Origin of the sequence: Clostridium oryzae, assembly GCF_002029235.1 — a bacterium.
Taxonomy (GTDB): domain Bacteria; phylum Bacillota; class Clostridia; order Clostridiales; family Clostridiaceae; genus Clostridium_AE; species Clostridium_AE oryzae.
This window is the reverse complement of the sequence record NZ_MZGV01000010.1, coordinates 12,738-28,036: the sequence shown is the minus strand read 5'-3', so window position 1 is coordinate 28,036 and position 15,299 is coordinate 12,738. Positions and strand designations below refer to the sequence as shown.

Genomic DNA, 15,299 nt, shown 5'->3' with positions numbered 1-15,299 from the left:
TGAATAGAAAATTAGATGGGAGGATTTATATATGAACAAAAAACAAGCTGGGATAATTGTGACTTTATTAGCATTGATTGTGTGTATGGGGATTTTAGCTACGAGAGTGAATGGACCGCTTCAACTGACCAATGATGAATTTAAGGATAGCAGCAATAAATTAACCTTTAACAATGAGAAGAAAACAACTGTAAAGAGCACTTCAAACTTTTTTAAAACTCAACAAACCTTAAAGGATAATAGTAATAACCAAACATTAGCAAGTTTAAAGTCTATTATGAGTGAGAAGACGGTGTCAAAGAAGAGCAGAGATGATGCTGAGAAAAAATACACACAGCTTGCTCTTGCAATAAACAACGAGTCAAGGATAGAGCAGATACTTAAAGCAAACAAATTTAGCGATGTACTATGTTTTATTGAAAATAATTACACTAAAGCAAGAGTAATTGTTAAAGCAAAGCAGGTTTCAGCTCAGCAGCTTAAACAGATAAAAGATGTTGTAAATAGTGTTGCAAATATTAATAATGTCGAAGTCCAAATGAGGGAATAATAATTGTAAACTAATATTATATTTGATATAATGTACATAAGTTAATGAATTTTGCTCTCTGAGCGAAATTAGGAGGGTATGAGTATGGAAGATGAAAAGATAGAAGGTTCATTAAATGAAACATATAATATGGGTATTGTAAAAATTTCAGATGATGTTGTTAGTGTTATTGCCGGACTGGCAGCGGCTGAGATTAAAGGCACAGCAGGAGTTAATACAGGCCTTGCTGGAGGAATTACCCAGATATTAGGCGGCAAGAAAAATGTATCTAAGGGCGTCAAGGTTACTATGAATGAGCAGGGAGCTGCTATTGAAATATCTATGGCGGTAGAGTATGGACTTAAAATACAAGAGATTGCAAGAGCTGTTCAGGAGAATGTTAAGAAAGCAGTAGAAACCATGACAGGCCTTACGGTATCAACTGTGAACATATTAGTTCAAAATATCATTGTACCAAAAAATGATGCTGTTTCAGATATCGATGAGGAATAAAATGGAAACACCCTCTTAATAAGAGGGTGTTTCCATGTCTGCATTTTTTGAAAAGAGTATATATTTTTTCTATAATAGCTTATAATAAATAAAATTACATAATTAAGATATATTTGGAGGATTTCTATGAACAGAAAAATAACTAGAGAAGAGACAATGAAATTGCTTTTCGAAATGTCAATAAATAAATACAGCCCAGAGGAACTTATAGAGAGCTATTTAGAAGCTAATAGTGAACTTGATCAAGGACTTGATATAGAATACATGAAAAGAGTACTAAATGGCATACTAGAGCATAAAGAGAATATCGATAATACAATAAAGGCTAATTTGCATAATTGGAAACTCGGTCGAGTTTCAAAGATAAATTTAGCTATTCTTAGGGTAAGTACCTATGAACTACTGTACGAAGATAATATCCCTAAGGCCGTTTCAATTAATGAAGCTGTGGAAATGTCTAAAAAATATTCAGATTATAAATCTGTTTCATTTATTAATGGTGTGCTTGATAAAATAGAAAAAAGAGATAGTGAGAGTAAATAAAATGGGTAAGATAATAGATGGTACTAAAATAGCTAAAAGTTATAAGGAAGAGATAAAAAAATTTACAGATAAATTAATAAGTGATGGAAAAAGAGTTCCTTGCGCTGCTGCTATAATAGTTGGAAATGATGGCGGTTCAAGCTATTACTTAAAAAGCGTTATGAAAAATTGTTCTGTCCTTGGAGTTACAATAAAAGATTATAGATTCCCGCAGGAAGTAACTGAGCAGGAACTTGAAGCAGCTATAACAAATCTTAATAATGACAAAAATGTAGATGGAATAATGCTTTTTCTTCCTTTGCCAAAGCATATAAACAGCAAGCATATAACTTCATTAATATCCTATAAAAAAGACATAGATTGTTTAACAGACTTAAATAATGGGAAGTTTTATAAGGGAGAAGAAAGTTTCATTCCTTGCACTCCTAACAGTGTTGTTAAACTTATAGAAAACTGCGGGATGGATATGGAAGGAAAAAATGCTGTTATACTGGGAAGAAGTAACATAGTCGGAAAACCGCTTGTCCAGCTTCTGCTTCAGAAAAACTGTACCGTTACTGTTTGTCACTCTAAAACTAAGGAACTATCAAAAGTGTGCAGTAATGCTGATATTCTGATTTCATGTACAGGAAAACCTGGTCTTGTCACTAAGGAGTTCCTAAAAGAGGGCGCTGTTGTTATTGATGTTGGCACTACTTCGGTAAATGGGAAGATTACTGGGGATGTAGTATTTGAAGAGGTTATTGAAAAAGCTTCATATATTACACCTGTTCCTGGAGGAGTTGGAGCAGTTACTACCACTATGCTAATTAGAAATATTTGTGAGGCGTATAGGAAAAATGTATATTAAGGTTCTTACAGTAAGTGCCCTTAACAATTATATTAAGAAGATGATGGATAACGATATAATCCTTATGAATATCCATGTCAAAGGTGAGATATCTAATTTTAAGATACACAGTAGCGGTCATATTTATTTTTCACTGAAAGATGATGACGGCAAAATAAATTGTGTAATGTTCAGGACTGATGCGGAGCAGCTTGAATTTATTCCTGAGAATGGTATGCAGGTAGAAGTAGCCGGAAGAATATCTGTTTATATAAAAGACGGCAGTTACCAACTTTATTGTAACAAGATAATGGAACTAGGTATGGGTGAGCTTTACGCAAGGTTTATACAGCTTAAAGAAAAATTGAGCAGAGATGGACTTTTTAATGAAGAGCACAAGCGACCGATACCGCTTTTTCCAAGGCGTATCGGAGTTATAACTTCGCCTACTGGAGCAGCTATAAGAGATATTATAAATGTTTCCACGAGAAGAAACAAAAATGTAAATATTTTGTTATATCCTTCTGTAGTGCAGGGAAAAGCAGCCGCATCTGATATAATAAAAGGAATAGAAGTTCTAAATCAAATAGAGGATATAGATGTTATTATTGTTGCCAGAGGTGGAGGCTCTGTGGAAGAGTTATGGAGTTTTAACGATGAACAACTGGCTTATGCAGTGTATAATTCTTCAAAACCTATAATTACAGGAGTCGGACATGAAACGGATTTTACGATAGTTGATTTTGTCAGTGATAGAAGAGCACCTACACCGTCAGCTGCAGCAGAGGTAGCTGTACCGTTTTACAGTGAATTGGAGAATCAATTTTTTAGTCTTCAAAACAGGCTTATGAGATCATACGGGAATATTATTGAGCGTAAAAAAAGCGATTTAGCTGCAATTGAAAGAAGCCTCCAGCTGAATAGCCCTATGAATTATATTGTGAATGGATATACTTATATAGATAATTTAAGAAACAGGCTATATAGCAGCATAAACAATAAATTGGCTATAAAAAAAGAGCAGCTTGTAAAATATAGTGCGCTGCTAGAAGCACACAATCCTCTTAAGGTTTTAGAAAGAGGATATTCGATAATCCAAGATAATAATAATAAAGTTATTAACGAGATAGAGCAGTTGAAAAAGCAGAACGAAGTTCTTATAACTCTTAAGGATGGCAGCATAAAAACTTTTGTCAGCTTTAAAGGAGAGTAGATTATGGCAAAGAAAAAGGAAAACTTTGAAGATATAATGGCAAATCTGGAGACTATAGTTAATAAGATGGAAAATGAAAATCCATCTTTAGAAGAAGCTATAGCATATTATGAGGAAGGCATAAAAAGCTGCGGAAAACTATACAAAATTTTAAACAATGCTGAAGGAAAAATAAAAGTGCTTAAAGAAAACACAGAAGTTGATTTTGAAGAAGAGGGAAAAATATGATTTTGGATGAGTATAAAGATAAGGTTGATGAATGGCTTAAACAGTATTTTGTTGGTAAAGGGAGCTATGACAAAATAGTATATGAAGCTATGAGCTATAGTTTGAATGCAGGAGGAAAGAGGATAAGACCAGCACTTATGTTTGCTGCTTATAGTATTTATTGCGACAATTATGAATGTATAATGGAGCCGGCCTGTGCTCTTGAAATGATACATACTTATTCGCTGATTCATGATGATCTGCCATGTATGGATGACGATGATTTAAGGAGAGGAAAACCGACTTGCCACAAAAAATTCAGTTATCCGCTGGCGGTGTTAGCAGGAGATGGACTTTTGAATGAAGCTATGAATGTACTTTTCTCGTATTCATTAGCGAATGGGGAAAAAGCGCTAAAGGCTTCTCAGCTGATAGCTAAATGCAGCGGTGCTGATGGAATGCTTGGAGGTCAAGTAGTCGATATAATAAGTGAAGGAAAGAGTATCGATTATGATCAATTAAGATATATGCACAGCAAAAAGACAGGAGCACTTATTAAGGCAGCCGTTGTTTGCGGAGGACTTCTTGCGGATGCTTCAGAAGAACATATAAATATGTTATCAGAGTATGCTGACAAGTTAGGACTTGCTTTCCAGATAAAAGATGATATATTGGATGAAATAGGAAATGCTGAAGAATTAGGAAAGAACGTGAAAAAGGATGCTGGGAAAAATAAGACTACATATGTGTCTATGTTAAGCTTAGAAGAGTGTCAGAAACTTTTGGAGGATTTAACTAAGCAGTGTAAGGATATATTAACAGTTTTAGATGGAAATACAGAGTTCTTAATGGACCTTACTGATTTCTTGCTTTATAGAAAATATTGATTATGGAATCGATGATTTACTCTCATTCCGTAGTAAAGGAAGATAAAAAAATGTATGATTTACTTAATAGCTTAGAGGCACCTGAGGATGTGAAAAAGATGTCTTTAAGTGAACTCGGGGAACTTTCAAAGGAAATTAGGATGTTTTTGCTTGAGAAAGTATCAAAAACTGGTGGACATTTAGCATCAAATCTTGGAGTGGTTGAACTTACAATAAGTTTATATAATGTATTTGATTTCAAGAAAGATAAGTTGATATGGGACGTTGGACATCAAGCCTACGTGCACAAGATATTGACGGGAAGAAAAGATGAATTTGATAATCTTAGAAAATATAATGGCATAAGCGGCTTTCCCAAACCTGAGGAAAGTGCTTATGATTTTTTTAAAACTGGACACAGCAGTACGTCTATTTCTGCGGCACTTGGGATGGCTAGAGCAAGAGATTTACGGGGAGAAAAAAGCCATGTTGTAGCAGTAATAGGTGATGGCGCAATGACAGGTGGAATGGCATGGGAAGCGTTAAATGATGCCGGTTTTTCTAAAACTAAGGTTATTATTATATTAAATGATAATCAAATGTCTATAGGAAAAAATGTAGGAGGCATGTCTACGTATTTGAGCAAAATGCGTATAGATCCTAGCTATAACAAGATAAAGAGCGATTTTAAAGCTACTCTTGAAAAGAGCAATATTGGAAGAGGCGTTGCTAATGGCCTCGATAAAATCAAGGACAGCATTAAGCAGTTTTTTGTTCCAGGAATGGTTTTTGAAGAAATAGGATTAAAATATTTTGGGCCTATTGACGGACATAATGTAAAAGAATTAAGTAAGGTTATGGATATGGCAAAAAAAATGAAAGGCCCAGTTATTATACATGCTATTACTAAGAAAGGAAAGGGATACAGCTACGCTGAGAAGAACCCTAATAAGTTTCATGGAGTATCGCCTTTCGAAATATATACAGGTGAAGTTATAAAAAAATCAGAAGCTGAAACATATTCGCAGGCTTTTGGTGATGAAATGATGAAATTAGCTGAGAAACATAAAAATTTAGTTGCCATAACGGCGGCAATGAGAGATGGAACTGGACTTACTGAATTTTCTGCTAAGTTTAGACGCAGATTTTTTGATGTAGGAATTGCTGAGCAGCATGCTGTCACTTTGGCAGCAGGTATGGCGATGAGCGGATTAACACCTGTTTTTGCTGTATATTCAACGTTTTTGCAGCGAGCATATGACCAGATATTACACGATGTGTGTACTCAAAATCTTCCGGTAATATTTGCTATTGATAGGGCTGGAATTGTAGGTGAAGATGGAGAAACACATCAGGGAGTTTTTGATATATCCTATTTATATCCAATGCCTAACATGGTTATACTTGCTCCGAAGTGTACTGACGAACTCAGAAAAATGCTGGATTGGGCAGTGAATTACGGAAAATGTCCTGTGGCTATAAGATATCCTAAAGGTAGTGAAGACATTAAAATGAATTCAATCTCAGAAGTTGTAGCAGGTAAATGGGAAGAGATATACGGCTCTGGAGATATTGCTATAGTTGCTGTAGGAAAGATGGTGGCTAGTGCCATAGCTGCTAGGGAAAAACTTCTGAAATTAGGTGTTGAAATCTCTGTTATAAGCGCATATAGTGTTAAGCCTATGGATACTGAAATGCTTAACAATTTAGCTAAAAGTAAAAAAATGATAATTACACTAGAAGATAATTCAGCTTTAGGCGGGTTTGGCAGTTATGTATTGAATTATCTTAATAATATAGATTATAATGGTAAAGTTATTAATAATGGTTTTAAGGATGAGTTTATACAACAGGGTGAATGCAGCATATTATATAAACTTTACGGATTAGATGCTGAAAGTATAGTATCTCAAATTGTAGGACTTTTAGATTAAAAGGAGTTGCATATGGGGATAATTAAAGAAAGATTAGATGTATTAACTGTAAAAAAAGGATTTTTTGAAACAAGAGAGAAAGCTAAAGCCAGTATTATGGCAGGAGATATATTTGTAAATGGTGCTAGGGCTACAAAATGTGGAGAGATGGTTAAGGAAGATGCAGACATAGAGTTTAGGGGACAGAAAATGCCTTACGTAAGCAGAGGCGGATTTAAACTTGAGAAAGCTATTAAAAGTTTTAATATAGCCCTAGAAGATAAGGTGTGTATGGACATAGGAGCATCTACAGGCGGGTTTACAGATTGCATGCTTCAAAATGGAGCTTCAAAAGTATATTCTGTAGATGTTGGCTATGGACAATTCGCTTGGAAATTAAGGACTGATCCAAGAGTAGTTTGTATGGAAAGAACAAATATCAGATACGTTACGCAGCAAGATATAGGTAGACTCTGTGATATGGCCTCTATCGATGTATCTTTTATCTCGCTTACTAAGGTTATACCTGTTGTAGCCACACTGCTTACAGAAGAGGGAGAAATATTGGCCCTTATTAAGCCTCAGTTTGAAGCTGGAAGGGAAAAAGTAGGGAAAAAAGGTGTTGTAAAAGAAAAAAGCACCCATATAGAAGTTATAGAAAATGTAGTTAATTTTTGTATAAAAGAAGGATTAAATGTAATAGATATCGAATATTCACCAATTAAAGGTCCAGAAGGAAATATTGAATATTTAATATATTTGTCTAAAGATAGTAATAAAGAGAGCAATTTTAATGCAGATATGATAGAATTAATTGTTGAAAAATCACATGCTGAATTATAGAAGCTTAGGAAAGGCAGGACTGGGATGTTAGAGATAGGTATTAGCATAAATAAGTATAAGGATCCTGAGGGGAAAATACTATTTGCTTTATGTGAACGCATTTCTGCCATCATAACTGACTGTAACATTCATATATTTGAAGGTGAAATCAGTACTGATAATTTTCATATAAGTAAATTGGATCTGCTTATATCTGTTGGAGGAGACGGAACAATAATTGGTATAGCAAGGAAGCTCAGTAAATACGAGATACCAATTTTCCCAATAAATTATGGTAATTTAGGCTTCTTGGCCAGTGTTGAGAAAGACGATATAGATTATGCATTTAATAGAATTAAAGAGAAAGACTATTCAATCGAAGAAAGAATTATGCTCAGCTGTAAAGTTGATAATCAAAATGAAATAAAAGAATATGTATCCTTAAATGATATTGTTATTTCAAAAGGTGCACTTTCAAGAATGTCTAAATATGAGATAAGAGTAAATGACAATCTGTACACTACACTGAATGCAGATGGTGTTATTATATCTACTCCTACAGGTTCAACAGCCTATGCATTGTCTGCTGGAGGACCGATAATATATCCAACATTAAGTCTTATCGAAGTGACGCCGATCTGTCCACATTCTCCTGATATGAGGACTATGCTTTTAGATTCACAGAGCAAGGTTACGATAAAACTTAGTGATTATAAAGAAGATATATTTTTGACCATAGATGGTCAAGAATCATGTAAATTAAATAAGGATTCTTTTATTGAGATACAACTATTTAAAAATAAATGTAAGCTTATCAGATTAAATAATTATAATTACTTTAAAGTATTAAGAGATAAAATAATATGTAGGAAAATAGAATGTGAAGGTGATAATTTGTGAAAGTACTAAGACATGCTAAAATTATTGAAATTATTAATTCAAAAGAGATTGAAACGCAAGAAGAGTTAGCAGAAGAATTAAAAAGATGTGGTATGGACGTTACACAGGCTACTGTATCAAGAGATATAAAAGAATTGAAGCTTATTAAAGTCTTAGCATCTTCTGGAAAATATAAATATGTAGCTATAACTCCAGAACAAAATTTTCTTTCAAATAAATTGGTAAATATTTTTTCTCAAACTGTTATTTCTGTGGAAAATGTTGGAAATATGGTGGTACTTAAAACGATAAGCGGCTCTGCCAATGCTGCTGCAGAAGCTATAGATTCGTTAAATTTTGAAGAGGTAGCAGGCACTATGGCGGGAGATAACACTATATTTTTATTGGGAAGGACGGAAGACGCAGCTCAGGAAATAGTTAAAAAAATAAAAAAAATGTTGAACAGTTAAGCTGATTCAGGGGGTTTTTTAATGCTTTTGCAGATAAATATAAAGAATTTTGCACTGATTGAAGAACTGAGTCTTAATTTTGAAAAAGGATTCAACGTGCTTACTGGTGAAACTGGAGCTGGTAAATCCATATTAATTGACTCTATTAATTATGTATTAGGAAGTAAGTTTTCAACGGACTTTATAAGATCTGGAGAAAAGAGTACTTATGTAGAAGCTGTATTTACTGTGGACAATGATAACACAAGAAAAGTATTACACAAGCAGGACATAGAGTCTGATGATATTATAATAATATCAAGGGAAGGTTTTAGCAGTGGGAGAAGTATAAGTAAAATAAATGGTAAATCTGTTATACTTTCTAGTTTGAGAGCAGTTACTTCTACTCTTTTAGATATTCATGGTCAGCATGAGAATGTACATTTGCTGGATAGCAGTACCCATATTGATTATTTGGATGCTTATTGCGGGGAAGAATTCGAAAATAGTCTAGTTAAATATAAGAATCTATATGGTGAGCTGAATGAAATTATTGACAGAATAAAAAAACTTGAAGGAACAGATACTGATAATGAAAAGCTTATTAATTATCTGTCGTTTCAGATAAGTGAGATAGAAAATGCCAAGCTCCATTTAAATGAAGATACTGAACTTGAGCAGCAATATGAAATTTTAAATAGTTCTGAAAAGATAAATAATATGCTAAATAGCAGTTATGAAATATTATATAATGGTACGGATAGTTGTCCTTCTATTTCCGAAAGTCTAGATACAGTAATAAGGAATTTAAGGACTATAGACAGCAAACTAAATGTAGCAAAGGATATAGCTGACAGTTTGGAGGAAAGCTATTACAACATAGAGGATAACATATCTAAAATAAGAGATATCAAGGATAAGTATTATTATGACCAAAATGAAATGGAAGCTATAAATGCCAGAATATATGAGATAGCTAGATTAAAGAAAAAATATGGTAGTACAATAGATGAGATATTTACTTATTTAGAAAAACTTAATAATGATTACAATGAAATAAAGAACAGAAATGAAATTCTTGAAAAACTATATTCTGAAAGAAACAGTGCGGAGCAAAAATGCTATGTTCAGGCTAAATTTCTCCACGAGCTAAGAGAACAGAGTGCAAAAAAACTGGAAGAAAATATTAAAAAAGAATTGGCATATATAGGTATGCAAAGATGTAATTTTAAGGTGGAATTCCAGAAGCTTGATGAACTCAACGCAAGAGGATTTGATAAAGTACAATTTATGTTAGCTGCTAATGCAGGAGATACACTTAAGCCGCTAGATAGAATTGCTTCAGGAGGAGAACTTTCTAGAATAATGCTATCTATGAAAAATGTGTTTATTGATAAAGATCAGATACCTACAGTTATATTTGATGAAATTGATACAGGTATAAGCGGTGCTATAGCGCAGAGAGTAGCCGAAAAAATGTATCTTATATCTTGCAGTCACCAAGTATTTTGTGTAACACATCTTCCACAGATTGCAAGTATGTCAGATATGCATTATAATGTTTATAAAGAAGTTATTGGTGAAAGAACATATACAAGAATAAAGAAGCTTAATAAAAACGAAAAAATATTTGAAATCAGCAAGATGATAGGTGGAATCGAAGTTACCAAAATAACTCAGGATAATGCTAAGCAAATTATTACAATGGCGGAAAAAACAAAAAAATCAATAAAGATATAGAAAAAGATGAATAATATTATGGAAACATTGGAAAAATAAGCATGGGTTTTTGAACTAAAGCCTGTGCTTTTGCTTTATAGAAAATTAAGTTATAGAAGGCTCATTTTTTTATAAAGCACATAAAAAATCTTTACTTCCGAATAATTGCCTTATGATGTAGAGATATAATAGCATAAGCGTATGGCTAATGGGGAAACTTAAATTTGAGAAATTGCTAAGGACTTAAATTCAAGCTGAGGAGGTAAAATAATGGGTGATAAATATTATAAAAAATTATTGAGTATTTTAACTCCTATAATATTATTTGCTTCAATTTCTTGTATATGCATAGAAAAAATACCCAATACGATATTTATAAGAAGTGGGGAAACATTAAAAAATAAACTTTTTGTTGAATATTATAAAGAAAATGCTGCTGCTGCTGTAAGTAATATAGGATCAAAAAATTATGCAAAAGAAAAGGTAGATGCGAAGCTTTTTGGATTTTTTAAAATTAAAACTGTAGAAGTAGATAGAATACCTGATATGTCACTATATCCTGGCGGCAATAATATAGGTGTAAAATTAGAAACTAAAGGTGTTGAAGTAGTTGCTCTCAGTCAAATAAAATGTAAGAATGGAGAGGTTATTAGTCCTGCAGCAAAAAGCGGTATAATGGTAGGAGATAACATCATAAAAATAGATAACAAAGAGATAAAAAATGCTGAGATGCTTTCACAACATATAGATGAGTCACAGGGACAAAAGGTTCAAATGGAGATAGAAAGAAAAAACGAAAGGATAATTTTGGAAGCAAAACCTGTAAAGAGTGAAGACAGTGATAGATATAAAATAGGATTGTGGGTAAGAGATTCTACAGCTGGAGTTGGCACATTGACTTTCTATGATGAGAAAACTCGTATTTTCGGTGCACTCGGACATCCTGTAACAGATGTGGATACAGGGAAAATTATAAATATATCAGAGGGACAGGTAATAAATTCATCAATAATAAGTATCAGAAAGGGAGTAAAAGGTTCACCAGGTGAGTTGAAGGGTATATTTATAAATGAAGACAATAAGGTAGGGACTGTATATAGGAATACTGAATGCGGCATATTTGGAAAGGCTGATAACAGGATACTTAAAGCAAAAAACATTAAACCGATAAAAATAGCATTAAGAAATGAGATTAAGACTGGAAAAGCAAGTATAATAACTACTATAGATGAAAGTGGCCCTAAAAAATACGATATTATTATAGAAAAACTCCTAAAGCAAAACAATCCGGGACCTAAAAGTATGGTAATAAAAATCACAGATCCTGCACTTTTGAAAAAAACGGGTGGAATAGTTCAAGGAATGAGTGGTAGTCCAATCATACAAAACAATAAATTAGTCGGAGCAGTTACACATGTATTAATAGATAAACCTAATATAGGCTATGGAATATACATTGAATGGATGATTAGGGATTCTAATATACTAAACCAATAATTCTAAATAAAATAATATAAAAACAGTCATTGTAGCTGACAAATTTGCATATTGTAACTATAAGTGACTGTTTTTCATCTCTATTTTGTTTTAAAATATAAGTAGAAAAAGTTTTATATATAAGTTGCAATAAAGTTCTTACATTATGGCTTCTAAAATATCACTGCTCAATCGGTTCGACCCTAGGATCTTTTAGAAGCCAGAATATATTAGAACTTTCACAACTTATATAGTTATTTTAACAGTAGAAAAGTATGTAAAAAATAGCTAATGAAATACTATGGATAATTTTAACAATTATTTTTCTGATTTTAGAAGGAGTTTTTTCTTCTTTGTCGAATTAGTAATTATTAGTAAATGAATACATTATTGGAAGGGGAATAAAAATGGAAGAATCTAAAATAACAGTACTTATCGCAGATGATAACAAAGAATTTTGTAATATTCTAAATGACTATTTATTAAATCAAAGGGATATTATAGTAACTGGAATAGCAAAGGATGGCGTTGAAGCTTTAAAACTTATACAGGAGAAGAGACCAGATTTAGTGGTATTAGATATAATAATGCCTCATCTTGATGGACTTGGGGTGTTAGAAAAAATAAATAAAATGGATATAGATCCTAAACCAAGAATTATTATTTTATCTGCAGTTGGACAGGATAAAATAACACAAAGGGCAATAGCACTTGGAGCTGATTACTATGTAGTAAAACCCTTTGATATGGATATATTTACAACAAGAATAAGAGAAATGTTTAATAACACTATTGCAAGCAACAACACTTCAAGAAGCGAATCTTTTGGAGAAAGTATTAGTGATATACCTTCAAAATCAGAACCTATGAATCTTGAGGCAGAGATTACAAATATAATACATGAAATTGGTGTCCCAGCACATATAAAGGGTTACATGTATCTTAGAGAAGCTATTACGATGGTCGTAAACGATATGGACTTATTATCAGCTGTTACAAAGGAATTATATCCATCAATTGCCAGAAAATATAATACTACTGCAAGCAGAGTTGAAAGAGCAATTAGACATGCAATAGAAGTAGCGTGGGGAAGAGGACAGGTAGAAACTATAAACAAACTATTTGGATATACAATACATAATGATAAGGGCAAGCCTACTAACAGTGAATTCATAGCTATGGTTGCTGATAAACTTAGACTTAAAAATAAAGTAAGCTAAAAATTCATAATTTGGTTTTATATAGGACAGGTCTCAGCACTAAATTCTTTTTCCAGCGGAGTCCTGTCCCGTTCGTATAGCCTTCATAGAATATATTGATTAAAGATACATATCTTTTATAAAACACCCTATTTTGTATAATTTGAATTCGTGATATTTGAATTCGAATATATTTTTTAAAAGTCATATATTTCTTTTGGTGTTAATACATATATACAAAGATAACTGAGATAAGGATTTTATGCTTTAACGAAGAATCCTATAATACACCTAAAGGAGGAATATATGAGAAATTCTATGGAAAGAAGTGCAATTTCTGAACACATGGAAGAAAATATATGGCTTTACGCTATATGCTTAGTATGCTTTTTTACAGGTATTGTTATTGGAATATATACCGTAAAATATATGGGAGCCATAGAGAAGAAGGACCTTACTAATTATTTTGTTACTTTTGAAACTAGCTTAAAATCAACCGCTATAAATAGAAAATACATACTTTTGGAAATCTTAAAAAATAATATTCCTATTATATTAGGAATATGGTTTTTAGGTATAACTATAGTTGGTATACCAGTAATATTAATTATCGACATAATAAAGGGTTTCACACTAGGGTTCACGATAGCATTTATTATGGACAGCCTAGGATATAAAGGAATATGGTTTATACTAATGGGTGTAGTGCCACAGAATATATTTTATGTACCATGTATCCTTGTAGGTTCGGTACTGGCCATAAGGTTATCTGTGACAAAACTTAAAGATAAGTTCATGAAACAGCCAGGGTATAGGTACATTGATAATTCAGTATTTAATTATTCCATAGTTTTTGTAATAATATGTTTGTGTATGATGTTTGGCTTTATGTATGAACTATACATAACTCCAGGAGCAATAAAAGCTATTGTTATGAAAATAGGAAGTGGAATATAATGAAAAGTACTGTGATAGATACGATAAATTTTGTCATTATATATATAAAGTGTTATTTGATTATGATATTATTTGGAATAATACTGCCCAAAATAGCTGATTATATAATATATTTTTACTATGAAAAAAATATATATTATTATAATAGTACTTTCGTATCGATTTTAGAAAATAAAAATTTTTTCTGGAGCATTTATTTTACTAATTTTAAATTATTCATAAAATATTAGGATAATAAAATATAGTGCGAAAGTTTTTTACATTATATACAAATTAACATGAAGGTGTTTGAATATGCATGAATTAATTGATAAATATTTGGATTACATAAATAAAACCAAAAATCTTAGCATGAATACAACGGATGCATACAAAAGAGATATCTATAAGTTTGAACAGTTTTTAGAACTTGACAATAGAGATTTCTTTTCTGCAGATGTTACAACTGTAACTAAATTTATTCAGCATCTCAGCAAAATGGGCAAGAAAGATGCTTCAATAGCTAGAAATGTAATATGTATAAGAAACTTTTATAAGTTTCTTATTAAATATGGTTATATTGATAAATCGGATATTGTAAGCTATGAAATACCTAAATTTAAAAGAAAGTCACCTGAGATACTTACGATTGATGAAGTAAATAAGCTTCTAGCTGTACCTGATACAACTACCTTTAAAGGAATTAGGGATAAGGCTATGCTTGAGATGATGTATGCTACGGGGCTTAAGATAACGGAACTTCTTAGTATTGAAATTGATGATATTAATTTTGATTTCAATTATGTAAAGGTTAAAGAAAGCAATAATTTTGAAAGGATAATTCCTATAGGAAGTTATTGTGTTGAGTGGCTTAAAAAATATATAGAAATGCGAAAAGAAATAAATGATAATAAGACTCTGTTTCTAAATGTCAGGGGCAGCAGCATATCCAGACAGGGTTTCTGGAAGATATTAAAGCATTATGCTGAGCAGGCGCATATCGATAAAGACATAAATTTATATACATTAAGGCATTCTATAGCAGTTCATCTAATTCAAAACGGAGCGGATATACAATCTCTTAAAGAGCTTATGGGCTACAAGGAACTTTCTGCTATACAGATATATATGGACATAATCAAAAAGAATAGACTTATGGAAGTATATAAAAATACTCATCCTAGAGCGTAAATGCAATATAAAAAT

Annotated in this window: 16 protein-coding genes; all 16 read left to right on the top strand. The window is 32.2% G+C overall.

Annotation, left to right across the window (positions count from 1 at the left end):
• Positions 1 to 31: 31 nt before the first annotated feature.
• Positions 32 to 550, top strand: a complete 519-nt coding sequence (locus CLORY_RS06500; RefSeq protein WP_079422703.1) for a SpoIIIAH-like family protein — start codon at positions 32 to 34, stop codon at positions 548 to 550.
• A gap of 99 nt (positions 551 to 649) precedes the next feature.
• Positions 650 to 1,042, top strand: coding sequence for an Asp23/Gls24 family envelope stress response protein (locus CLORY_RS06495; RefSeq protein ID WP_079422787.1), 393 nt, complete (start codon positions 650 to 652; stop codon positions 1,040 to 1,042).
• Positions 1,043 to 1,168: 126 nt separating this feature from the next.
• Entirely contained in the window at positions 1,169 to 1,585 is a 417-nt protein-coding gene (nusB, locus tag CLORY_RS06490) for a transcription antitermination factor NusB (RefSeq protein WP_079422702.1), read from the top strand.
• 1 nt (position 1,586) lies between these two features.
• Positions 1,587 to 2,435, top strand: coding sequence for a bifunctional 5,10-methylenetetrahydrofolate dehydrogenase/5,10-methenyltetrahydrofolate cyclohydrolase (locus tag CLORY_RS06485; RefSeq protein WP_079422701.1), 849 nt, complete (start codon positions 1,587 to 1,589; stop codon positions 2,433 to 2,435).
• Positions 2,425 to 3,627: an exodeoxyribonuclease VII large subunit gene (xseA, locus tag CLORY_RS06480; RefSeq protein ID WP_079422700.1), complete on the top strand. Its 1,203-nt coding sequence runs from the start codon at positions 2,425 to 2,427 to the stop codon at positions 3,625 to 3,627. Before CLORY_RS06485 ends, xseA begins: the two co-directional genes overlap by 11 nt.
• Before the next feature lie 3 nt (positions 3,628 to 3,630).
• Entirely contained in the window at positions 3,631 to 3,855 is a 225-nt protein-coding gene (locus CLORY_RS06475) for an exodeoxyribonuclease VII small subunit (protein ID WP_079422699.1), read from the top strand.
• Positions 3,856 to 3,857: 2 nt separating this feature from the next.
• Positions 3,858 to 4,721: a polyprenyl synthetase family protein gene (locus tag CLORY_RS06470; RefSeq protein ID WP_207652174.1), complete on the top strand. Its 864-nt coding sequence runs from the start codon at positions 3,858 to 3,860 to the stop codon at positions 4,719 to 4,721.
• A 50-nt stretch (positions 4,722 to 4,771) separates the two neighbouring features.
• Positions 4,772 to 6,634, top strand: a complete 1,863-nt coding sequence (gene dxs, locus CLORY_RS06465; RefSeq protein ID WP_079422697.1) for a 1-deoxy-D-xylulose-5-phosphate synthase — start codon at positions 4,772 to 4,774, stop codon at positions 6,632 to 6,634.
• A gap of 12 nt (positions 6,635 to 6,646) precedes the next feature.
• Positions 6,647 to 7,456, top strand: a complete 810-nt coding sequence (locus tag CLORY_RS06460; protein ID WP_079422696.1) for a TlyA family RNA methyltransferase — start codon at positions 6,647 to 6,649, stop codon at positions 7,454 to 7,456.
• 24 nt (positions 7,457 to 7,480) lie between these two features.
• The gene (locus CLORY_RS06455) at positions 7,481 to 8,335 is read left to right on the top strand and encodes an NAD(+)/NADH kinase (RefSeq protein ID WP_079422695.1); all 855 of its coding nucleotides are present in this window, start codon (positions 7,481 to 7,483) and stop codon (positions 8,333 to 8,335) included.
• Positions 8,332 to 8,784, top strand: coding sequence for an arginine repressor (locus tag CLORY_RS06450; protein WP_079422694.1), 453 nt, complete (start codon positions 8,332 to 8,334; stop codon positions 8,782 to 8,784). Before CLORY_RS06455 ends, CLORY_RS06450 begins: the two co-directional genes overlap by 4 nt.
• Positions 8,785 to 8,805: 21 nt before the next feature.
• Positions 8,806 to 10,503: a DNA repair protein RecN gene (gene recN / locus CLORY_RS06445; protein ID WP_079422693.1), complete on the top strand. Its 1,698-nt coding sequence runs from the start codon at positions 8,806 to 8,808 to the stop codon at positions 10,501 to 10,503.
• A gap of 249 nt (positions 10,504 to 10,752) precedes the next feature.
• Complete coding sequence (gene spoIVB, locus CLORY_RS06440; protein WP_079422692.1) at positions 10,753 to 11,979, top strand: SpoIVB peptidase; 1,227 nt, start codon at positions 10,753 to 10,755, stop codon at positions 11,977 to 11,979.
• 386 nt (positions 11,980 to 12,365) lie between these two features.
• Positions 12,366 to 13,178 (top strand): sporulation transcription factor Spo0A, encoded by an 813-nt coding sequence (spo0A, locus tag CLORY_RS06435; RefSeq protein ID WP_079422691.1) that lies wholly within the window; start codon positions 12,366 to 12,368, stop codon positions 13,176 to 13,178.
• 285 nt (positions 13,179 to 13,463) lie between these two features.
• Positions 13,464 to 14,114, top strand: a complete 651-nt coding sequence (spoIIM, locus tag CLORY_RS06430; RefSeq protein WP_079422690.1) for a stage II sporulation protein M — start codon at positions 13,464 to 13,466, stop codon at positions 14,112 to 14,114.
• 294 nt (positions 14,115 to 14,408) lie between these two features.
• The gene (locus CLORY_RS06420; protein ID WP_079422688.1) at positions 14,409 to 15,284 is read left to right on the top strand and encodes a tyrosine-type recombinase/integrase; all 876 of its coding nucleotides are present in this window, start codon (positions 14,409 to 14,411) and stop codon (positions 15,282 to 15,284) included.
• Positions 15,285 to 15,299: the final 15 nt, after the last annotated feature.

Excerpts from the sequence above, each read along its gene's own strand:
- CLORY_RS06460 (WP_079422696.1), top strand. The coding sequence starts at position 6,647 with ATGGGGATAATTAAAGAAAGATTAGATGTATTAACTGTAAAAAAAGGA.
- CLORY_RS06475 (WP_079422699.1), top strand. The coding sequence starts at position 3,631 with ATGGCAAAGAAAAAGGAAAACTTTGAAGATATAATGGCAAATCTGGAG.
- recN (WP_079422693.1), top strand. The coding sequence starts at position 8,806 with ATGCTTTTGCAGATAAATATAAAGAATTTTGCACTGATTGAAGAACTG.
- spo0A (WP_079422691.1), top strand. The coding sequence starts at position 12,366 with ATGGAAGAATCTAAAATAACAGTACTTATCGCAGATGATAACAAAGAA.
- CLORY_RS06500 (WP_079422703.1), top strand. The coding sequence starts at position 32 with ATGAACAAAAAACAAGCTGGGATAATTGTGACTTTATTAGCATTGATT.
- xseA (WP_079422700.1), top strand. The coding sequence starts at position 2,425 with ATGTATATTAAGGTTCTTACAGTAAGTGCCCTTAACAATTATATTAAG.
- spoIVB (WP_079422692.1), top strand. The coding sequence starts at position 10,753 with ATGGGTGATAAATATTATAAAAAATTATTGAGTATTTTAACTCCTATA.
- spoIIM (WP_079422690.1), top strand. The coding sequence starts at position 13,464 with ATGAGAAATTCTATGGAAAGAAGTGCAATTTCTGAACACATGGAAGAA.
- nusB (WP_079422702.1), top strand. The coding sequence starts at position 1,169 with ATGAACAGAAAAATAACTAGAGAAGAGACAATGAAATTGCTTTTCGAA.
- CLORY_RS06485 (WP_079422701.1), top strand. The coding sequence starts at position 1,587 with ATGGGTAAGATAATAGATGGTACTAAAATAGCTAAAAGTTATAAGGAA.
- CLORY_RS06420 (WP_079422688.1), top strand. The coding sequence starts at position 14,409 with ATGCATGAATTAATTGATAAATATTTGGATTACATAAATAAAACCAAA.
- dxs (WP_079422697.1), top strand. The coding sequence starts at position 4,772 with ATGTATGATTTACTTAATAGCTTAGAGGCACCTGAGGATGTGAAAAAG.
- CLORY_RS06455 (WP_079422695.1), top strand. The coding sequence starts at position 7,481 with ATGTTAGAGATAGGTATTAGCATAAATAAGTATAAGGATCCTGAGGGG.